The following is a 20,501-nucleotide window of genomic DNA, read 5'->3' on the forward strand; positions in this document are numbered from 1 at the left end:
TTTGTTATGGACGTACTGAATTACCAAAGGGCAACGCTATAGCTCACCAGCAGACGCACTTCATCGGCATCGCGAGCGGAATAGTTGGAACGGTAAGTGGCATTGCGCAGGCGCACAGCGACATCCTTGAGCGCGCCGCTTTGTACGACGTATTTGATTTCGGTGTTGCGTTCCCACTCTTTGCCTTCGTCGCCGTTCTTGAGCTTGATGTTGTCACCGCTCAGGTAACGACTCATGAAACTCAGGCCGGGAATGCCGAGTTTGGCAAAGTCATAGTCGTAGCGAGCCTGCCAGGAACGTTCTTCGGCGCCGGCAAAGTCGTTGATCTGCACGAAGTTGACGAGGTACGGGTCACTGCCATCGACATAAGGGAAGGCACTGTCGCCGGACATGTGCTGATAGCCGGCGCTGAATTTATGCCCGCTCAAGGCGTAGCTCACCAGCCCATTCAGGGATTGGTTGTCGATGTTGCCGCCCCGGGCTGCGCCTTCGTCGTCACTGATAGCCAGGCGCAGATCGGTGCCTAACGTGCCGGGGCCGAACGGTTGCGAGGCGACCACGCCAAGGAAATGCTGGTTATAGACTTCATCGAGTTGAGCGAAGTGGTAGCTGCCGATGATTTTGTCGGTGAACTTGTAATCCACGCCGCCAAAATCAAAGTGCTTGCCGGCCACGGTGCCAGCGAAGCGGCTGTTCTTGTTGTTGAGGGCGATGTCCTCGAAGTCGGTGCTGTCGCGGTCCTTGGCTTTCTCCAGGCGCCCGCCGGTGAAGGTCAGGTTCTTGATCTCCTTGGAGGTCAGCAGGCCGCCTTCAAAGGTCTGCGGCAGAATGCGCCCGTCGTTGGCCTTGAGTATTGGCAATTCCGGAATCAGGCTTCCGACTTTCAGTTCCGTGTCGGAGATTTTCATTTTGCCGGTCAGGCCGAGCTTGGAATATTCATCCGCCGCGCGCCCGTCGTCATGGGTCGGCAACAGACCGGTGCCGGTGCGATCCGGACTAGAATCGAGTTTCACCCCCAGCATGCCCAGCGCATCGACACCGAATCCCACCGTGCCGTCGGTGTAACCCGATTGCAGGTTGAGCATGAACCCCTGGGCCCATTCGTCCCGCTTGGATTGCTGGGCGCTGGTACCGTCGCGAAAGTCGCGGTTGAAATACATGTTGCGGGTTTCGAAGGTTGCCGTACTGTCTTCGAAGAAGGCAGCCTGGCTCAACGGCGAAAAGCCGGCGAGGGCGGCGGCGCTGGCAAGGGCGGTGTGGCTGAGACGGGAAAAGCGAGCAGGCGGGCAAGCCTGGAGCTGCATGGACAGCATCTTGAAGTACTCCGTTTTATTGTTCTTATTGGCGAAAACGCTTCGAGGCGTTTTTCGTACGCTATGTGCGGTAGCGACGGCAGTCGAAACTGTCCGTGGCTGGACTCTAACCGGCCAACCTTTCGCTAACCTTTCAGAAGACTTTCACGGTTTTCGGGCTTCACAGCGGCGGTTGCGGCTGTAAACTCCGCGCCAAAGAATGGCGTCGGCCATCCCTGAATGAGGTAAGGATCCATGCGTGTTCTGCTCGTCGAAGACCATCTGCAGCTGGCCGAAAGTGTCGCCCAGGCGCTCAAGAGCACCGGGCTGACCGTGGATGTGCTGCACGACGGCGTGGCGGCCGACCTGGCGTTGAGCAGCGAGGAATACGCGGTGGCGATCCTCGACGTCGGTTTGCCGCGCATGGATGGCTTCGAAGTACTGGCGCGCCTGCGAGCGCGGGGCAAGAACCTGCCGGTGTTGATGTTGACCGCCCGCAGCGACGTCAAGGATCGGGTCCACGGCCTGAACCTGGGCGCTGACGATTACCTGGCTAAACCTTTCGAACTGACCGAACTCGAAGCCCGGGTCAAAGCCTTGCTGCGCCGCAGTGTGCTCGGCGGCGAACGCTTGCAGCGCTGCGGCGTGCTGGCCTATGACCTGGACACCCGGCGCTTCACCCTCGGCGAAGAGTTGCTGACCCTGACCTCTCGCGAGCAGGCGGTGCTCGAAGCGCTGATCGCCCGTCCGGGCCGGGTGATGAGCAAGGAACAACTGGCCTCGCAAGTCTTCGGACTGGACGAAGAGGCCAGCCCCGACGCCATCGAGATCTATGTCCATCGCCTGCGCAAAAAGCTCGACGGCCAGCCGGTCGTCATCGTGACTTTCCGCGGTCTCGGCTACTTGCTGGAAAGCCGCGATGCATAAGCCCAGCAGCCTGCGTTGGCGGTTGCTGTGGAATCTGGCGTTGTTGCTGGTGGTGTTGATGCTGGCCAGTGGTTTGAGCGCTTACTGGAACGGTCGCGAAGCGGCCGACACCGCCTATGACCGGACCTTGCTGGCCTCGGCGCGGACCATCGCGGCGGGCGTCTCCCAACGTGACGGTACGCTGAGCGCCGACGTGCCCTACGTGGCCCTCGACACCTTCGCCTACGACAGCGCAGGGCGGATTTTTTACCTGGTCAACGACATCAATCAGAAGCTGATCTCCGGTTACGAAAACCTTCCGCCACCGCCGCCGGGAACGCCGCGAACCGATGACTATCCGGCACTGGCGCGTTTCTATAACGCCAAGTATCAGGGGCAGAACGTCCGTGTGGTGAGCCTGCTCAAACCGGTGAGCGAGCCGAACATGAACGGCATGGCGGAAATCCGCGTGGCGGAAACCGATGAGGCGCGGGTCAGCATGGCCCGCAGCCTGGCGGCGGACACGTTGCTGCGTCTGGGCATGCTGGCGGTGGGTGCGTTGTTGTTGGTGTGGTTTGCGGTCAGCGCCGCGTTGCGTCCGCTGGAACGCTTGCGCACCGCGGTGGAAGAGCGTCAGCCGGACGATCTGCGGCCATTACCGTTAGTGGAAGTGCAGCACGAGTTGTGGCCCTTGGTGCGTGCGCTCAATCATTTTACCGAGCGCCTGCGCGGGCAGTTCGAGCGTCAGGCGCAGTTCATCGCCGATGCCGCCCATGAACTGCGTACTCCCCTGGCGGCGCTGAAGGCGCGACTGGAGCTGGGGTTGCGCTCGACCGAACCCGAAACCTGGCGCAGTACATTGGAAACCGTCGCCCAAGGCACGGACCGTTTGACCCACCTTGCCAATCAATTGCTCTCGCTGGCACGGGTCGAAAATGGCGCCCGGGCCATCGCCGAGGGCGGCGCGCAGTTACTTGACCTCAGTCAGTTGGCTCGCGAACTCGGCATGGCCATGGCGCCGCTGGCCCACGCACGTGGTGTGGCGCTGGCGCTGGAAGCGGATGAACCGGTGTGGTTACGCGGCGAGCCAACGCTGTTGAATGAACTGTTGAGCAATCTGGTGGATAACGCACTGGCCCATACACCGTCGGGGGGCAACGTGATTCTTCGGGTCACGGCACCGGCCGTGCTGGAGGTCGAGGACGACGGCCCAGGCATTCCTCTTGAAGAACGCGATCGGGTGTTCGAGCGCTTTTACCGGCGCAACCAGCAGGTCGCTGGTTCGGGGTTGGGACTGGCGATTGTTGGCGAGATCTGCCGCGCACACCTGGCTCAAATCAGCCTGCACGATGGCGAGCAGGCGGGGTTGAAGGTGCGGGTGAGTTTTATCGCCGGGTAGGTTGCTGAAACACCTGTGGCGAGGGAGCTTGCTCCCGCCGGGCTGCGAAGCGGCCCCAAAACCATTCACCGCGTTAATTCAGATAAGCCGTATTTATCGGGTTTACGACTGCTGCGCAGCCGAGCGGGAGCAAGCTCCCTCGCCACAGTAATCAGTAAAACATCGACCGCGACTCTTCCAGATCGCGGCACATCGCCTCGTTCTCCGGATCAATTCCCAGCTTTTTGAACGCCGGCACGCTGAATGCGTCGATACGGGCGAGGGGATGGTCGGTGTCCTTGTGGCAATACAGGCTGGCCACTTGCACCAGATCGACATAGTCGACCCGCTCTGACTCTCGATTGAAGTCCAGATAAAGCCCCGGCACCTGTACCAGCATTTCCGGAAACTCCCAGACCCTGAGCAGCTTGTCGCCAAGCAGTGGATGAATGTGATCGATCACATGATTGAGGCTGACCGGGTCAGCCAGCAGTTCATAGTGATCTTCGGCGTAGGTCAGGATGGGCAATACACCGATCTGATGCACCAGTCCGCCAAGAGCTGCCTGGTCGGGCTTGAGTTGCGTGTAGCGGCGGCACAATGCATAGCTGATCCCGGCGATTTCCAGGCTTTTGCGCCAGACATCACGCATTTTGTGTTCCACCACTTCGGAGCGGGCATGGAAAATCTGTTCCATGACCAGGCCGATGGCCAAGTTGCTGCTGTAATTGATGCCCAGTCGAGTGATTGCCGTGTGCAGGTCAGTGACTTCCTGGGTCGCACGCAACAGCGGGCTATTGACCACTTTGATCAGACGCGCCGACAGCGCGGTATCGCGGCCGATCACTTTGCTCAGGGTGCTGACACTGATTTCCGGGTCTTCGGCGGCCTTGCGAATCTGCAGGGCCACTTCCGGTAACGTTGGCAGAACCAGGTCATCGTTATCGATGGCCTCAACCAAATCCTGTTGGACCTTTTCCGCCAGCTCGCTCATTTCGTTTCTCTAGGTATTGCGACAAATGCTGCTGTTAACGCTGGATTTCGCGATCGCGATCCAGTTCGTAAGGCAGGTCGAGCAGGTGCAGGGCTGGCCCTTCGAGCGCGCCCAGATGGATATCACCTCCTTCTGCTGCTTCGGCTTGCAGCACGGCCAGGAGTTCAATGTTTTGCCCGGCGTTAGCGGCCAGCACCACTTCGCCGATAGAGCTGCCGTGGGTAGGGGAAAACAATTGGGTGCCAGGTTCAGGCAACTCGTTGGCGTCCAGTGCCAGGCGATACAAGCGACGCTTGAGTTTGCCCAGATACTGCATGCGCGCGACGATTTCCTGGCCGGTGTAGCAACCTTTCTTGAAGCTCACGCCTCCCACGGCTTGGAGGTTGAGCATCTGCGGGATGAACAACTCGCGAGTGCTCGGCATGACCTGACCGATCCCGGCGCGAATCTGGCCCAGCAGCCATTGATTCAGAGCGCCTTCGGTCAATACGGCGGACAGCTTGCCCTTGATAAGGTCGGCCTGGTCGGCGGCGACCCAGAGTTCGGCGCGGTACGGCGAGACGCGAATGGCGATCAGGCCGTCATTGCGCGCGACGCTATCGGTGTCAGCAGGAAGATCAAGACCGAGGCTGATCAGTGCCGCATCGCCATGGTCGATGCCGAAGCGGACCCAGGCTGCGCTTTCGTCGGTCAGTTTGGATTTGGAAAATACGGCGTACTTTTTCAGGTCCGCCAGCTGCGGTTCCAGCAGTTCGGTGGCCATGGCCATCAGAACGCCGTCGCCTTCGAGCAGGATGCGGAAACTCGACTGCATCCGGCCTTTCTGCGTGCAGCGGGCGCCGAGGCTGGCCTGGGTGTCACTCAGGTAATTGAGGTTGCAGGTCAATTGGCCTTGCAGGAATTTGCCGGCATCCGCGCCGCGTACTGCGAGAACGCCTTCGTGAGACAGGGTGCAGAAAAAAGCAGAATCGGCCATGGGTCATCGCAGGGTAAAGAGTCTGGAGGACATCATAAGGGGGCGCTCTTGAAATGGGTAGTTCACAAAGGTTCATTGGTGGCCGACCAAAGCCGAGTGTTCGACTCCGCCTGGGGCTGTATACTTGCCGCCTATTTGAGGAGCGCTCCATGGTCGAAGATGTTGAACTGAATCGCCTCTACTGGCACAGCCGCCGCGGCATGCTTGAGCTTGACGTGTTGCTGGTACCGTTCGTCAAAGAGGTCTATCCGCACCTCAACGATGTCGACCGCGATTGCTACCGCAAGCTGCTCGAATGCGAAGATCAGGACATGTTCGGCTGGTTCATGGAACGCGCCGAATCGGAAGATCCCGAGCTTCAGCGCATGGTTCGCATGATTCTGGATCGTGTCCAGCCAAAGTAATGCGTTCGAATGCCGCTGGCATGCCTCGCGGCAGTTGCTGGCGGCGTATCTTCTGGCCCAGCTGTTCGCGCTGGGCTCGCTGTGTCTTCTCTCTCTACCGGTCTGGGCCAGTCTGCTCGGCGCTTTTTGCTGTCTGACTCACGGCGCCTGGGCGCTACCGCGACAGATTCTGCTGACACACCCAAGGGCATTTCGCGGCTTGCGTCGCAATGCCGATGGCTGGCAGTTGTGGAATCAGGAGGCGGGTTGGCAATCGGTGCAGCTACGACCGGACAGCCTGGCGCTACCTTTGCTGGTTGTGCTGCGTTTTCGCCTGCGGGGTGAACGACGGGTCAGGGCGATTTGTGTGCCCCGTGACTCGCAGGCGGCGGATCTGCATCGGCGCCTGCGGGTTCGGTTGACGTTCAGTCGACGTAGGTGGGCGGCACCAGAATAGTGTCCAGGGCAATCGGCAGCATGTTCGGGTAGTCGAGGGTGTAATGCAGACCGCGACTTTCCTTGCGTTCCATGGCTGACTGGATCATCAGTTCGGCCACTTGGGCCAGGTTACGCAGTTCGATCAAGTCCCGACTGACCTTGTAGTTACTGTAGAACTCGTCGATTTCATCCAGCAACAGACGCACGCGGTGCTGCGCCCGTTGCAAGCGCTTGTTGGTGCGCACAATGCCGACGTAGTCCCACATGAATCGCCGCAGTTCGTCCCAGTTGTGCGCGATGATCACGTCCTCATCGGAGTCGGTGACCTGGCTCGCATCCCAGACGGGCAGGGCAACCGGAATCGAAACCTGCGGCAGTTGCTCCAGAATGTCCGCCGCCGCCGAGCGCGCGTAAACGAAACACTCCAGTAACGAGTTGCTGGCCATACGGTTGGCACCGTGCAGGCCGGTGAAGCTGGTTTCGCCAATGGCATATAGCCCAGGCACGTCGGTGCGCCCCTGCTGATCGACCATCACGCCGCCGCACGTGTAGTGCGCCGCCGGAACCACTGGAATCGGTTGTTTGGTGATGTCGATGGAGAATTCGAGGCAGCGTTCGTACACCGTCGGGAAGTGAGTCTTGATGAACGCTTCCGGCTTGTGGCTGATGTCCAGGTAGACACAATCGACGCCCAGGCGCTTCATTTCATGGTCGATGGCCCGGGCGACGATGTCGCGTGGGGCCAGCTCGGCGCGAGGGTCGAAGCGTTGCATAAAGCGTTCGCCGTTGGGCAGCTTCAGGTGTGCGCCTTCGCCGCGCAGGGCTTCGGTGATCAGGAAACTCTTGGCTTGCGGGTGATACAGGCAAGTGGGATGGAACTGGTTGAATTCCAGATTCGCCACCCGGCAGCCCGACCGCCAAGCCATGGCAATGCCATCACCGCAGGCGCCGTCGGGGTTGCTGGTATAGAGATAGACCTTTGCTGCACCGCCCGATGCGAGGATCACAAAGCGAGCGGCGTAGGTGTCGACTTCACCGGTCCCGCGATTGAGGACGTAGGCGCCGAGGCAGCGATCACCTTCAAGGCCCAGGCGCTTTTCGGTGATCAGGTCGACCGCGACCCGTTGCTCCAGCAGTTCGATGTTCGGTCGTTGCCTGGCCTTGTCGAGCAAGGTTCTGAAAATCGCTGCGCCGGTGGCATCGGCGGCATGGATGATGCGCCGATGGCTGTGGCCGCCCTCGCGGGTCAGGTGGAACTCGAAACCGCCATCTTCGGTGCCGGACTGTTCATCGCGCGTGAAGGGCACACCTTGGTCGATCAGCCATTGAATCGCCTCTTTACTGTGCTCGACGGTAAAGCGCACGGCGTCTTCGTGGCACAGGCCGCCGCCAGCGTTGAGGGTGTCATCGACATGTGATTCAACGGTGTCGGTGTCATCCAGGACGGCTGCGACGCCACCCTGCGCCCAGAAAGTCGAGCCATTGGCGAGGTCGCCTTTGCTCAGTACGGCGATGCGCAAATGACCGGGCAAGGTCAGCGCAAGGCTCAAGCCGGCAGCACCGCTGCCAATTACCAGAACATCGTGTTGAAACTGTTGGCTCATTTCAGGATTCCGCTCAAAGCGACCCGGGTCGGGGTTGGCGCAAGACAGCTGGATCGGCGAGTCAAGACAGCCACACAGCCCACTAGTATATAGAGGGGGGGAGCGGCACAATAGCGAGCACACATGGCATTGTGAAACTACTGTGACGGAAAATACCTGACGCTTCGTCGGATGGTTTTTCGGCTGGCTCGGCGACAAGACGACTGTATCAGCGATTTAACAGTCTTTTTCTATTCACGGTTGCACAATGTCAGTCTTGCACAGCTATAAATATTTGGAACTTTTGCCAAAGGCCCGGGCTCAATAGACCGTTGCCTGATTCAAGGGACAGTATCGGCTTCAGCGCGGGATCTGTGATTTTTGATCCTTGTCGGTGAATCCGATGACAAGATTATTCGCGCAGCCGGGTTAACCCGCGCTGCGCTTTTCGTGCGTGCCAAATCAGAGCCCGCAGGAAACTTGCTTGGAGGGGGAGAACTTTTGCGAAAAGCCCGAGTCTATGTTTGCAAGTCTGGTCGTTTAGTTATGCAAGTCTCCTCCGAGCTTATCGAGGAGTGTTCATGCTAACCCAGGAAGAGGATCAGCAGCTGGTCGAGCGCGTTCAACGCGGCGACAAGCGAGCTTTCGATCTGCTAGTGCTGAAATACCAGCACAAAATTCTCGGGTTGATCGTGCGTTTCGTGCACGACACCCATGAAGCCCAGGATGTGGCGCAGGAAGCCTTTATCAAGGCGTACCGTGCACTTGGAAATTTTCGCGGAGACAGCGCGTTTTATACGTGGCTTTACCGCATCGCCATCAACACGGCGAAAAACTATCTGGTTTCACGCGGCCGTCGGCCGCCGGATAGCGATGTCAGTTCCGAGGATGCAGAGTTCTACGATGGCGATCATGGCCTCAAGGATCTCGAGTCGCCAGAACGTGCATTGCTGCGGGATGAGATCGAAGGCACCGTCCATCGAACCATTCAGCAACTTCCAGAAGATTTGCGTACGGCCTTAACTTTACGTGAATTCGATGGTCTGAGTTACGAGGACATTGCGGCCGTCATGCAGTGTCCGGTGGGTACCGTGCGCTCCCGGATTTTCCGCGCTCGGGAAGCCATCGATAAAGCCCTGCAGCCGTTGTTGCAGGAAAACTGAGACAGCGGCGACAGCCAAGAGAGGAACGCCATGAGTCGTGAAGCCCTGCAGGAATCGCTGTCCGCAGTGATGGATAACGAAGCGGACGAATTGGAATTGCGTCGGGTATTGAATGCCTTTGACGATGTTGAAACCCGTGATACCTGGGCTCGTTATCAAATCGCTCGGGCAGTTATGCACAAGGATTTGCTGCTTCCACGTCTGGATATCGCTGCGGCAGTCTCTGCTGCGCTGGCTGACGAAGCCGTACCAGCAAAAGCCACCCGTGGTCCATGGCGCAGCCTGGGTCGCCTGGCGGTCGCTGCTTCGGTAACCCTCGCCGTACTGGCAGGTGTTCGTCTGTATAACCAGGACGAGATCGCTGGGGTCGAACTGGCTCAACATTCCAGTCAACCAGGCTTGGCCGTTCCTCAGGTCAAGGGTCCAGCTGTATTGGCAGGCTACAATGAGGGTTCGGAAGCCACTGGTCCTATGGCCAACGGCGTATTGCAAGGTCAGCCAGGTTGGCACGATCAGCGTCTGCCAGGCTATTTGCGCCAACATGCTCAACAGGCTGCACTGAAAGGTACTGAGAGCGCTCTGCCTTACGCTCGTGCAGCAAGCCTGGAAAACCGTTAAGGAGGATCATGCGCGCCATCCCTCTACTTACGCTTCTGCTCGGTGGCTGGTTTGTTGTTCCAGCCCATGCTGATGAAGCCCAGGACTGGTTGACCCGTCTGGGCCAAGCCGAGCAACAGCAAAGCTTTCACGGTACATTCGTCTACGAGCGTAGCGGTAGTTTCTCTACCCACAACATTTGGCACCTCGTCCAGGATGGCAAGGTCCGCGAGCGTTTACTCCAGCTCGACGGCTCGGCACAGGAAGTCGTGCGCATTGATGGGCGTACTCAATGCGTCAGCGGCATTCTGATCGCAGGACTCGGAGATTCTCCCAGCTCCGCTGCTCGTGCACTCGATCCACAAAAACTCAAGAATTGGTACGACCTTGCCGTCATTGGCAAGTCGCGTGTGGCTGGGCGTGCGGCAGTGATCGTTTCACTGAAACCTCGTGATCAACATCGCTACGGTTTTGAATTGCATCTGGATAAAGAAACCGGCCTGCCTCTCAAATCATTGCTTCTGAATGAACGTGGGCAGTTGCTGGAGCGGTTTCAGTTCACACGACTGGATACCGCCGATGTCCCTTCCGACCGCGACTTACAGCCTGGCCCCGATTGCAAAACCATCGCCCTCGACAGTGACAAGGCCTCTGCAATCAAGTCCGCGCAAGTATGGCGTTCGGACTGGTTACCACCAGGTTTCGAGCTGGCCAGCAGTACCTCCCGCAAGGATCCAGAGACCAAAACCCAAGTCAACAGTCTGATGTACGACGATGGCCTGGCCCGTTTCTCGGTTTTCCTTGAGCCATTGAATGGCGCAACAATTACCGACACTCGCACCCAGTTGGGGCCGACCGCTGCAGTTTCCCGACGCTTGACTACCCCGCAAGGCGAGATGATGGTGACCGTGGTCGGTGAAATTCCGATAGGCACCGCCGAACGGATTGCGCTGTCCATGCGCAGCGACGCCACTGCAACCAAGTAGCGAGCTGAAATCGAAATGTTTGGTGAGCATTTCAACTTGCAAATATCCCCGAATTTTTTTATAGGTCAGAGCCTCTCGGCTCTGGCCTTGTTTGTTGTTCCCGGAACAAAAATACCGGCGTATCGTTCCCGGTGTTCCTTGCTCCATATCGCTTAACCATGCTCGTCGTAACGGGAGCCGTATGTCGATACCACGCTTGAAATCTTATCTTTCTATTTTTGCCACTGTGCTGGTGCTGGGTCAGGCGGTCGCTGTTCAGGCGGTCGAGTTGCCTGACTTCACTCAGTTGGTCGAGCAGGCCTCGCCCGCGGTGGTAAACATCAGTACCACGCAGAAGCTGCCGGATCGCAGAGTGAACGAGCAAATGCCCGACCTTGAAGGCTTGCCGCCCATGTTGCGCGAGTTCTTCGAGCGCGGTATGCCGCCACAGCCGCGTACGCCACGCGGGGATCGTCAGCGTGAAGCCCAATCCCTGGGTTCGGGTTTCATCATCTCGTCTGATGGCTACATCCTGACCAACAACCATGTGATTGCCGATGCAGACGAGATCCTCGTCCGCCTGGCTGACCGCAGCGAACTGAAAGCCAAGCTGGTTGGTACCGATCCGCGTTCCGACGTGGCTCTGCTGAAAATCGAGGGCAAGGATCTGCCGGTCCTCAAGCTCGGTAAATCCCAGGACTTGAAGGCCGGCCAATGGGTCGTGGCGATTGGCTCGCCATTCGGTTTCGACCATACCGTGACCCAAGGGATCGTCAGCGCCGTTGGTCGCAGCCTGCCGAACGAAAACTATGTGCCGTTCATCCAGACCGACGTGCCGATCAATCCGGGTAACTCTGGGGGGCCGCTGTTCAACCTGGCCGGTGAAGTGGTCGGCATCAACTCGCAGATCTACACGCGATCCGGCGGTTTCATGGGCGTGTCGTTCGCGATCCCGATCGACGTCGCGATGGACGTTTCCAATCAGCTTAAAAGCGGTGGCAAAGTCAGCCGTGGCTGGTTGGGTGTGGTGATTCAGGAAGTGAACAAGGATCTGGCCGAATCGTTCGGCCTGGAGAAGCCAGCCGGCGCGCTGGTGGCTCAGATCCAGGACGACGGCCCGGCTGCCAAGGGTGGCCTGCAAGTAGGGGATGTGATTCTGAGCATGAACGGTCAACCGATCGTCATGTCCGCCGATCTGCCACATCTGGTGGGCGCGCTGAAGGCCGGCTCGAAAGCTGATCTGGAAGTGATTCGTGACGGTAAGCGCAAGAATGTCGAGTTGACTGTCGGCGCTATCCCGGAAGAAGGCAAAGAACTGGATTCGCTGCCGAAATCTACCATCGAGCGCAGCAGTAACCGGCTGGGTGTTTCCGTGGTCGAGCTGACGGATGAGCAGAAGAAAACCTACGACCTCAAAGGCGGCGTCGTCATCAAGGAAGTCCAGGACGGTCCTGCTTCTCTGATTGGCCTGCAGCCAGGCGATGTGATCACTCACCTGAATAACCAGGCAATCAGTTCTGCCAAGGAGTTCACGGATATTGCCAAGGCATTGCCGAAGAACCGCTCGGTGTCGATGCGGGTTCTGCGTCAAGGTCGCGCCAGTTTCATTACCTTCAAACTGGCTGAATAATCCGGTTGTTGGCTAAATAAAAAACCGCCTCGAAAGAGGCGGTTTTTTTGTGCCTGTCTTTTTTGTTTGAAAGGCAGATCAGCCCATCATGTCCTTGATCATGCGTTCCTGTTCCATCAGCTCGCGTTGCCGTGCGTCGATACGCGATGACAGCGGGAAGTTGGTGCCTGCCTTGCGCTTGGCGAAGTCCAGTTGCTGAATGGCCTGGCGGTAATCCCCGACCAGGGCGAAATACTCGGCGCGGGCCTGATGCAGGCCGATGATGTTGCCTGACAGACCGCGAGTCTCGGCCACCATGTACCAGACGTCTGGATCGTCAGGGCGGCTCTTGAGCAGATTCTCCAGTGCTTTTTCCGCATCGGGCGCACGGTTCTGCTTGAGCAGCAGGTCAACGCGCACTGAATTCAGCGGATAGTTGCCGGGATACTGCGTCAACATTCGGTCAACCCGAGCCTGGGCGTCCGGCAGACGATTGTTGGTGATGTCCAGATCGACCTGCGCCAGATTGTAGATGATCTCGTTCGGCGATTTGGCCAGAAGCGACTTGAGGTTTTCTCGTGCTTCATTCAACTGGCCGCCCTTGATCTGGGCGATGGCCAGGCCATAGCGAGCGACATCATTTTTCGGATTTTCTTCAAGCTGGGCACGAAAGCGTTTGGCGCCCAGGCCTGGGGTTTCTTCGTAGATCAACTGGACCCGTGCACGAATCAACTGATAACGCATAGAGTCTTCGATGCCGCCGGGTTTTGCCTGTTCGGCGCGGTTGCGCGTGTCAGCGATCCGCGACTCGGTCACCGGGTGAGTCAGCAGAAATTCCGGTGGCTTGGCGTCGAAGCGGTATTGGCGCGCCAATCGCTCGAACATGGTCGGCATCGACCGCGGGTCGTAACCGGCCTTTTCCAGGTTGAGGATGCCAATGCGGTCAGCTTCCTGTTCGTTCTGGCGAGAGAAACGCCGCTGTTCCTGAATGGCTGCCGCCTGAGTGCCAGCAATGGCCGCGATCCCGGCATCGCCGGCGCCGGCTGCGGCAATCACGATCCCGGCCAGCAGCGCGGCCATCATCGGCACCTGCATGCGCTGTTGTGCTTCGACGCCACGGGCGAAGTGGCGCTGCGACAAGTGAGCCAATTCGTGAGCGAGTACCGAGGCATATTCGCCCTCGGTCTGGGCATTGAGGAACAAGCCGCCGTTGACCCCGACAATGCCGCCTGGTGCGGCGAAGGCGTTGAGTTGCGGGCTGTTGATCAGGATGAACTCCAGGCGCCGGTCATTGACCTGGCTGGTCTCTACCAGCCTGTAGACGCTGGATTCGACGTAGTCCTTGAGCTGTGGATCGTTGAGTTGCGAAACCTGGCTGCGCAACAACGCCAGCCAGGCACGGCCCAACTGATGTTCCTGTTGCGGCGAGACAATGGCAGAACTGGCGTCGCCGAGTGACGGCAGGTCGTCGGCGAAGCCCGGTGAGGCGAGCAGGCAAGCGAGCGTCAGCAGGGTAGGGCGCAAAAAAGTCATGCACAAAGCCTTAGTCGACAAAGACCTTACTGTAGCCGGACACTACGCTTCGGACCAGATATTCTAGCCGCTCGACCACCTGCCCCCGGAGTGATGCAATGACCGACGCTGTAGCCCATGACGCCGAGCTCGATGCCAGCGGCCTGAATTGCCCCTTGCCGTTGCTCAAGGCCAAGATGGAACTCAATCGACTGGCCAGCGGAGCAGTGCTGAAGGTGATTGCCACCGATGCGGGCTCGCAGCGCGACTTCCGCACCTTTGCCCGATTGGCCGGTCATACCCTGCTTCGTGAAGAAGATGAAGCGGGTGTTTACCGCTACTGGTTGAAAAAAGCCTGAATTCTGCTGCGTTCATTTCTAAGGATTATTGATGTTCAAAGTGTTACGCGACTGGATTCAGCGCTACTTCTCCGATGAAGAGGCCGTGGTGCTGGCGGTCCTGCTGTTTCTGGCGTTTACCGCCGTACTGACGCTGGGCGGCATGCTTGCGCCAGTGCTGGCCGGGATGGTGCTGGCGTATTTGATGCAAGGGTTGGTCGTCAATCTCGAACGCCTGCGCACGCCGGGCGGGGTGGCGGTGGGATTGGTCTTTGCGTTGTTCATGGGGCTGTTGCTGGTGTTCATCGTGATTGTGGTGCCGTTGCTCTGGCATCAGTTGATTACGCTGTTCAACGAGTTACCCGGCATGCTCGCCAAATGGCAGTCGCTGTTATTGCTGCTGCCCGAGCGCTACCCGCATCTGGTGTCCGATGAGCAGGTGCTGCAGGCCATCGAAGTGGCGCGGGGCGAGATCGGCAAGTTCGGTCAGTGGGCGCTGACGTTCTCGCTGTCGAGTCTGCCGTTGCTGGTGAACATCATGATCTACCTGGTGCTGGTGCCGATCCTGGTGTTTTTCTTTCTCAAGGACCGGGAGATGATCGGTCAGTGGGTGCGGGGTTACTTGCCCCGCGAGCGGGCGCTGATCACCCGCGTCGCTCATGAAATGAATAGGCAGATCGCCAATTACATTCGCGGCAAGGTCATCGAGATTTTCATTTGCGGTGGCGTGACCTACATAGGTTTTGTGGTTATGGGGCTTAACTATGCGGCGTTGCTGGCATTGCTGGTGGGCGTGTCGGTGGTGGTGCCTTACGTCGGTGCCGTGGTGGTGACCGTGCCGGTCATGCTGATTGCACTGTTCCAGTGGGGCTGGAGCGATCAGTTCATCTATTTGATGGCGGTCTACGGAATCATCCAGGTGCTGGACGGCAACGTGCTGGTGCCGCTGTTGTTCTCGGAAGCGGTCAATCTGCATCCGGTGGCGATCATCTGCGCGGTGCTGTTGTTTGGCGGGCTGTGGGGCTTTTGGGGTGTGTTCTTTGCGATTCCGCTAGCAACCTTGTTCAAGGCCGTACTGGATGCGTGGCCGCGCAAAGAGCCGGTGGTGGCGCCGTTGCTTTAACTGCGAACATTGAATATGCGATGGGAGCCGGGCCTCATCACGAGCAGGCTCGCTCCCACATTCAACCGCGTTTGTCTGGACAACTCGGTCAACTGTGGGAGCGGGCTTGCTCGCGAAGGCGTCCTGTCAGGCGCAAAAAACCTAAGCCTTGTTCAACGCCTGAGCCGCAGCCAGAACAGCATCCACATGCCCCGGCACCTTCACACCACGCCATTCCTGACGCAGCACACCGTCCTTGTCGATCAGGAACGTGCTGCGATCAACGCCCATATATTCCTTGCCATAGAGCTTTTTCAGCTTGATCACGTCGAACTGCTGGCAGAGCGCCTCTTCCTTGTCGCTGATCAGCTCGAAGGTGAACGCCTGCTTGGCCTTGAAGTTTTCGTGTGATTTCAGGCTGTCGCGAGACACGCCAAAGACTTCGGTATTGGCGGCTTTAAAGGCGTCGAGCTGGTCACGAAAGCCCTGGCCTTGAGTGGTGCAGCCTGGCGTGCTGTCCTTTGGATAGAAGTAGATCACCACCTGCTTGCCTTTGAGGTTCGCGAGGTTGACGGTCTGCCCGTTGGTGGCGGGTGCTTCGAAGTCGGCAACCGGTTGGTCGATGGCAACGGCCATGAAAGCTTCCTTACATTGGGTTTTGTGGGCGCCACGGTTCGATCAGGGCATCCAGGTTCAGCGCGTCGGCGAAGTCCAGGAACTGATCGCGCAGCCAGCTGATCTGCACACCGGCCGGCAAGGTCACGGTAAACGTGGCATTGAGCATGGTGCCGCCGGTTTGCGGAGCCTGATAGGTGTCGCAGGTCAGGTTTTCCAGCTCGACGTTGTGGTCCATGAAGAACTGGCACAGCTCGTTGATGATGTCCGAGCGGTAAGCCGAGCTGACATAAGCGACGTATGGCAGGGCCTGAGGACGATTCTCCAGCGCCGCGCTACGCACTACGTTGACCGTAAAGGCGTGCTTCTTGGCGAGGCTCGACAGGCTGCCTTCGAGGCGCGCCAGGGCGTCCCAGCTGCCGGAAATCTCGAGGATCAACGCACTGCACTCGCCATGACGTGTCAGGCGAGAGGTGACCACGGCGCAGCGGTTTTCATGGCTGGCGCGGCACAGGACGTTAGTCAGCTCCATGGGGTTGGCGCCGAGGGCACTGATGACAAGGAATTGTTCGCGAACTGTGGGGGTGGACATGCAGCATTCCTAAAGCGATGAGCGGTCGGTACGACCAAGGGCTTTTTTCCGGGAACGAGCCTGCGGATGCGAATTCAGAAAACCCGAGCCACAAGGTTGCAACATGCTCCAGTGAGGCAGGAGCGAGGGGCGGCAACGCTGGATCGGGGCTTGTGATGCCGAAAATGGAGGCTGGAACCCGGCGTACGAGCTTATCAGTACCGATCAAAGTCTGAAGGGTAGCGAAAAGCAGCGCCAAGGGGAATGGCAGCAGCGCAGTACTTCGCTTGTACAAGCATCTTGGCGCCAGTACCATTACCGCTCTCTTTTTCCGGCAGGAGCGGTTTCATGATTGCGGGCAGTATGGTGGCACTGGTCACACCCATGGATGCACAAGGGCGTCTTGACTGGGACAGCCTCAGCAAACTCGTGGACTTCCACCTTGAAAACGGCACCCATGCCATTGTCGCGGTCGGTACTACCGGCGAGTCGGCAACCCTCGACGTAGACGAACACATCGCCGTCATCAAGGCCGTGGTCAAGCAGGTCAATGGCCGTATTCCGGTCATCGCCGGTACCGGCGCCAACTCGACCCGCGAAGCCGTGGAACTGACCCGTAACGCCAAAGAGGCCGGCGCCGACGCCTGCCTGTTGGTCGTTCCGTACTACAACAAGCCGACCCAGGAAGGCTTGTACCTGCACTTCAAGCACATTGCCGAAGCGGTCGACATCCCTCAGATCCTCTACAACGTTCCTGGCCGCACCTCCTGCGACATGCAGGCCGAGACCGTGATTCGCCTGTCCACTGTGCCGAACATCATCGGTATCAAGGAAGCCACCGGCGACATGAAGCGTGCCAAGGCAATCCTTGATGGCGTGAGCAAGGACTTCATCGTGCTGTCCGGCGATGATCCGACCGCTGTCGAGCTGATCCTGATGGGCGGCAAGGGCAACATCTCCGTCACCGCCAACGTCGCCCCGCGCGAAATGGCCGACCTGTGCGAGGCGGCGCTCAAGGGCGACGCCGAGACTGCACGGGCAATCAACGAAAAATTGATGCCGCTGCACAAGGATCTGTTCATCGAAGCCAACCCGATTCCGGTGAAGTGGGCTTTGGTCGAAATGGGCCTGATGCACGAAGGCATTCGCCTGCCGCTGACCTGGCTGAGCGCACCTTGTCATGAAACGCTTCGCACGGCCCTGCGCCAGTGCGGCGTCCTGGTTTAATTGAGGAAGTACTACGCATGAAGCGATTGGCCGGACTTTCCGCACTTGCCTTGATCATCTCCAGCACCAGTGGCTGTGGATGGGTCTGGGGCCCGGAAGGTTATTTCCGTGACCGCGGTAGCGATTACCTGGAAGCGCAACAGACTGCACCCATGCAACTGCCGCCGGATGTCAGCACCGCCAAACGTCTGGATCCGCTGTTGCCGATCCCGCGCAACGTGGCCGATGACTCCGTCAAGGGCGAGTACATCGTTCCTCGTCCGCAGCCGTTGTCGGCAGCGGCTGACGCCAGCGCCTACTCGCTGCAAAAGACCGGTGATTCGCGTTGGATCGTCGCTCAGAACCCGCCAGCCGAAGCCTGGCCAGTGGCCGTGCAGTTCTTCCAGGACAACGGTTTCCGTCTGGACGAACAGCGTCCGCAAACCGGCGAATTCACCACCACCTGGCAGCATTCCGACGAACTGTCCGCAGCGATGGCCAAGCGCCTGAGCGCAGCCGGTGTCGGCGCTGACAGCGAAACCCGCGTGCGGGTCCGCATCGAGCCAGGCGTGCAGCGCAACACCAGCGAAATCTACGTGGTCAGCGCCGAGCGTCCTGCCGGTAGCACCGCCGACGTGGCCTTCACCAACCGTTCGGTCAACACTGGCCTGGACGCGGCACTGGTCGACGACATGCTCGCGAGCATGAGTCGCACTTCGGAGAAGGGCGGTTCGGTCTCCATGCTGGCTTCGCGTGACGCCGATACGCCAAGTCGTGTCAGCCTGAGCGAAGACGGCAGCGGTAACCCTGTCCTGAACGTCGGCACCGACCTGGATCGTGCCTGGTCGAGCGTCGGTCGTGCGCTGGAACAGGGCGAGTGGCGCGTTGAAGACATCAACCGCAGCCTGGGTCTCTACTACATCAACCTGGCCGAAAAAGCCGAGAAGAAGGACGAGAAGCCAGGTTTCTTCAGTGGTCTGTTCGGCAGCAAGCCGGACAAGGAAGAAGTTGAAGCCCGTGCCGAGCGTTATCAGGTTCGCCTGAGCAAGGTTGGCGAAAACGTCCAGGTCACCGTAGAGAAAAACATCAACACCGTGGCGCCGGCAGATGTGGCGCGCAAGGTATTGAGCGTGATTCAGGACAATCTGGGCTGATCACATGCGTTTTGCCGTTCTCGGCAGCGGTAGCCAAGGGAACGGCACGCTGATAGCCAGCGCTGACACGTATGTGCTGGTGGATTGTGGTTTCTCCCTGCGGGAAACCGAAAAACGCCTGCTGCGCCTGGGTGTGAACCCTGCGCAGCTGAGCGCGATACTCGTGACCCACGAACATGCCGACCACGTGCATGGCGTGGGTTTGCTGTCTCGGCGCTACAATCTGCCTGTCTACCTCAGTCGCGGTACCCTGCGCGGGATGCGCAAACCCATAGAACCGGCTGGCCTACTGGCCGGCGGCGAGCAACTGCAGATCGGCGCACTGAGCATCGGCGTCATTGCCGTGGCCCATGATGCACAGGAACCGACGCAATACGTCTTCAGTGACGGTGAGCGGCGTTTCGGCCTGTTGACCGACCTGGGCTCGTATTGCAACAAGGTGCTGGACGGTTATCGGGACCTCGATGCGTTGATGATCGAGTCCAACCATTGCCGTGACATGCTGGCTCGCGGTCATTACCCGTACTTTCTCAAGCAGCGGGTAGGCGGTGAACTGGGGCATTTGAACAACCATCAGGCGGCATTCCTGGTGTCCGAGTTGGGCTGGCAAGGCCTGCAACATCTGGTCCTGGCCCATCTGAGCAGCAAGAACAACCTGCCGCAGCTGGCCCGGCAATGTTTTGTCGACACCCTCGGGTGCGACCCGGACTGGCTGCAACTGGCCGATCAAGATTCAGGGCTCGACTGGCGACACATCGCCTAGCCCACCTACTTAGCAAGCGGAGCCCATCATGGAAAAACGTGAAGAACTCTACCGCGGCAAAGCCAAATCGGTTTTCAAGACCGACGACGCTGACCGCTTGATCCTGCTGTTTCGCAACGACACTTCGGCGTTCGACGGCAAGCGCATCGAGCAGCTCGACCGCAAAGGCATGGTGAACAACAAGTTCAACGCCTTCATCATGCAGAAACTCGAAGCAGCCGGCGTGCCGACCCAATTCGACAAACTGCTGGGCGACAATGAATGCCTGGTGAAGAAGCTCGACATGATCCCGGTCGAGTGCGTCGTGCGTAACTACGCCGCCGGCAGCCTGGTCAAGCGCCTGGGCGTTGAAGAGGGCATGAAGCTCAACCCTTACACCTTCGAACTGTTCCTGAAGGACGACGCCAAGGGCGACCCGTTCATCAACGAATCCCACGTCGTGGCTTTCGGTTGGGGCACCGCCGAGCAACTGGTTCGCATGAAAGAACTGTCGCTCAAGGTCAACGAAGTCCTGAGCAAACTGTTCGACGACGCCGGCCTGCTGCTGGTCGACTTCAAACTGGAATTCGGCGTGTTCTCCGATGGCTCCATCGTCCTGGGCGACGAATTCAGCCCGGACGGCTGCCGCCTGTGGGACAAGGCCACCGGCAAGAAAATGGACAAGGACCGCTTCCGTCAGGGCCTCGGTGACGTCATCGAAGCGTACGAAGAAGTCGCCAATCGTCTGGGCGTACCGCTTTAATCGACGCAAGCATCTGATAGCACGGAAAAATTTCGCTTAGGGGGTTCGCTTCCGGCAAAAGTGTTGTTATGATGCGCGCCGTTGGAGAGATGCCAGAGTGGCCGAATGGGACGGATTCGAAATCCGTTGTACCTTCACCGGTACCTAGGGTTCGAATCCCTATCTCTCCGCCATTATTGAATAAGACTAAGCCCCTGAAATTGTTAAAGATTTC

At 58.9% G+C, this 20,501-nt stretch carries 21 protein-coding genes and 1 tRNA gene; 15 read left to right on the forward strand and 7 right to left on the reverse strand.

Going from position 1 to position 20,501, the window contains the following annotated elements; all coding sequences use genetic code 11:
* Positions 1-20: 20 nt before the first annotated feature.
* Positions 21-1,313 carry an OprD family porin gene (locus AC3WP4_RS17505; RefSeq protein ID WP_102615524.1) on the reverse strand — a complete coding sequence of 431 codons (1,293 nt, stop codon included), beginning with the start codon at positions 1,311-1,313 and terminating at the stop codon, positions 21-23.
* A 234-nt stretch (positions 1,314-1,547) separates the two neighbouring features.
* Between AC3WP4_RS17505 and AC3WP4_RS17510 the strand changes: the two genes are divergently transcribed.
* A complete protein-coding gene (locus tag AC3WP4_RS17510) occupies positions 1,548-2,219 on the forward strand; it encodes a response regulator (RefSeq protein WP_074874273.1) in 672 nt (223 codons plus the stop codon).
* Positions 2,212-3,597 carry a sensor histidine kinase gene (locus tag AC3WP4_RS17515; protein ID WP_074874274.1) on the forward strand — a complete coding sequence of 462 codons (1,386 nt, stop codon included), beginning with the start codon at positions 2,212-2,214 and terminating at the stop codon, positions 3,595-3,597. Before AC3WP4_RS17510 ends, AC3WP4_RS17515 begins: the two co-directional genes overlap by 8 nt.
* Before the next feature lie 151 nt (positions 3,598-3,748).
* Here AC3WP4_RS17515 and AC3WP4_RS17520 read toward each other — a convergent pair whose 3' ends face one another.
* Both AC3WP4_RS17520 and ygfZ read right to left on the reverse strand, forming a co-directional pair.
* Positions 3,749-4,570, reverse strand: coding sequence for an HDOD domain-containing protein (locus AC3WP4_RS17520; RefSeq protein WP_074874275.1), 822 nt, complete (start codon positions 4,568-4,570; stop codon positions 3,749-3,751).
* A gap of 34 nt (positions 4,571-4,604) precedes the next feature.
* Positions 4,605-5,546: a CAF17-like 4Fe-4S cluster assembly/insertion protein YgfZ gene (gene ygfZ / locus AC3WP4_RS17525; RefSeq protein ID WP_074874276.1), complete on the reverse strand. Its 942-nt coding sequence runs from the start codon at positions 5,544-5,546 to the stop codon at positions 4,605-4,607.
* A gap of 149 nt (positions 5,547-5,695) precedes the next feature.
* Here ygfZ and AC3WP4_RS17530 point away from each other — a divergent pair, with 149 nt between their 5' ends.
* Together AC3WP4_RS17530 and AC3WP4_RS17535 are read left to right on the forward strand one after the other, a co-directional pair.
* Positions 5,696-5,950 (forward strand): FAD assembly factor SdhE, encoded by a 255-nt coding sequence (locus AC3WP4_RS17530; protein ID WP_007944081.1) that lies wholly within the window; start codon positions 5,696-5,698, stop codon positions 5,948-5,950.
* Complete coding sequence (locus tag AC3WP4_RS17535; RefSeq protein ID WP_102615525.1) at positions 5,934-6,386, forward strand: protein YgfX; 453 nt, start codon at positions 5,934-5,936, stop codon at positions 6,384-6,386. Before AC3WP4_RS17530 ends, AC3WP4_RS17535 begins: the two co-directional genes overlap by 17 nt.
* On the opposite strand, the gene nadB is transcribed toward AC3WP4_RS17535, so the two are convergent.
* Complete coding sequence (gene nadB / locus AC3WP4_RS17540) at positions 6,355-7,971, reverse strand: L-aspartate oxidase (protein WP_074874278.1); 1,617 nt, start codon at positions 7,969-7,971, stop codon at positions 6,355-6,357. The two genes, AC3WP4_RS17535 and nadB, sit on opposite strands and share 32 nt — an antisense overlap.
* Before the next feature lie 560 nt (positions 7,972-8,531).
* On the opposite strand from nadB, the gene rpoE reads away from it, so the two are divergent.
* From rpoE to AC3WP4_RS17560, 4 genes are all read left to right on the forward strand, one after another.
* Positions 8,532-9,113, forward strand: a complete 582-nt coding sequence (gene rpoE / locus AC3WP4_RS17545; protein WP_007944079.1) for an RNA polymerase sigma factor RpoE/AlgU — start codon at positions 8,532-8,534, stop codon at positions 9,111-9,113.
* Positions 9,114-9,143: 30 nt separating this feature from the next.
* Positions 9,144-9,731 (forward strand): sigma-E factor negative regulatory protein, encoded by a 588-nt coding sequence (locus tag AC3WP4_RS17550; protein ID WP_074874279.1) that lies wholly within the window; start codon positions 9,144-9,146, stop codon positions 9,729-9,731.
* 8 nt (positions 9,732-9,739) lie between these two features.
* Positions 9,740-10,696 carry a MucB/RseB C-terminal domain-containing protein gene (locus AC3WP4_RS17555; RefSeq protein ID WP_074874280.1) on the forward strand — a complete coding sequence of 319 codons (957 nt, stop codon included), beginning with the start codon at positions 9,740-9,742 and terminating at the stop codon, positions 10,694-10,696.
* Between the two features lie 181 nt (positions 10,697-10,877).
* Entirely contained in the window at positions 10,878-12,305 is a 1,428-nt protein-coding gene (locus AC3WP4_RS17560; RefSeq protein ID WP_074874281.1) for a DegQ family serine endoprotease, read from the forward strand.
* A gap of 78 nt (positions 12,306-12,383) precedes the next feature.
* On the opposite strand, the gene AC3WP4_RS17565 is transcribed toward AC3WP4_RS17560, so the two are convergent.
* Entirely contained in the window at positions 12,384-13,817 is a 1,434-nt protein-coding gene (locus AC3WP4_RS17565) for a M48 family metalloprotease (protein ID WP_102615526.1), read from the reverse strand.
* A gap of 98 nt (positions 13,818-13,915) precedes the next feature.
* On the opposite strand from AC3WP4_RS17565, the gene AC3WP4_RS17570 reads away from it, so the two are divergent.
* Entirely contained in the window at positions 13,916-14,155 is a 240-nt protein-coding gene (locus tag AC3WP4_RS17570) for a sulfurtransferase TusA family protein (RefSeq protein ID WP_007930235.1), read from the forward strand.
* Between the two features lie 31 nt (positions 14,156-14,186).
* Positions 14,187-15,257, forward strand: coding sequence for an AI-2E family transporter (locus AC3WP4_RS17575; RefSeq protein ID WP_074874283.1), 1,071 nt, complete (start codon positions 14,187-14,189; stop codon positions 15,255-15,257).
* Between the two features lie 141 nt (positions 15,258-15,398).
* Here AC3WP4_RS17575 and AC3WP4_RS17580 read toward each other — a convergent pair whose 3' ends face one another.
* Together AC3WP4_RS17580 and AC3WP4_RS17585 are read right to left on the reverse strand one after the other, a co-directional pair.
* Positions 15,399-15,872: a peroxiredoxin gene (locus AC3WP4_RS17580; RefSeq protein WP_076030068.1), complete on the reverse strand. Its 474-nt coding sequence runs from the start codon at positions 15,870-15,872 to the stop codon at positions 15,399-15,401.
* A 10-nt stretch (positions 15,873-15,882) separates the two neighbouring features.
* Positions 15,883-16,443 (reverse strand): glycine cleavage system transcriptional repressor, encoded by a 561-nt coding sequence (locus tag AC3WP4_RS17585; RefSeq protein ID WP_046055714.1) that lies wholly within the window; start codon positions 16,441-16,443, stop codon positions 15,883-15,885.
* 327 nt (positions 16,444-16,770) lie between these two features.
* On the opposite strand from AC3WP4_RS17585, the gene dapA reads away from it, so the two are divergent.
* From dapA to AC3WP4_RS17610, 5 genes are all read left to right on the forward strand, one after another.
* On the forward strand, positions 16,771-17,649 hold the full coding sequence (gene dapA / locus AC3WP4_RS17590) for a 4-hydroxy-tetrahydrodipicolinate synthase (protein WP_074874285.1): 879 nt from the start codon (positions 16,771-16,773) through the stop codon (positions 17,647-17,649).
* Positions 17,650-17,666: 17 nt separating this feature from the next.
* On the forward strand, positions 17,667-18,782 hold the full coding sequence (gene bamC / locus AC3WP4_RS17595) for an NlpB/DapX family lipoprotein (protein WP_074874286.1): 1,116 nt from the start codon (positions 17,667-17,669) through the stop codon (positions 18,780-18,782).
* A 4-nt stretch (positions 18,783-18,786) separates the two neighbouring features.
* Positions 18,787-19,545, forward strand: a complete 759-nt coding sequence (locus tag AC3WP4_RS17600) for an MBL fold metallo-hydrolase (protein WP_008153089.1) — start codon at positions 18,787-18,789, stop codon at positions 19,543-19,545.
* Positions 19,546-19,573: 28 nt separating this feature from the next.
* Entirely contained in the window at positions 19,574-20,287 is a 714-nt protein-coding gene (purC, locus tag AC3WP4_RS17605; RefSeq protein ID WP_008034929.1) for a phosphoribosylaminoimidazolesuccinocarboxamide synthase, read from the forward strand.
* 83 nt (positions 20,288-20,370) lie between these two features.
* Positions 20,371-20,460, forward strand: a tRNA-Ser gene (locus AC3WP4_RS17610).
* The last annotated feature ends 41 nt before the right edge of the window (positions 20,461-20,501 follow it).

This window comes from Pseudomonas sp. FW305-20 (genome assembly GCF_058788075.1).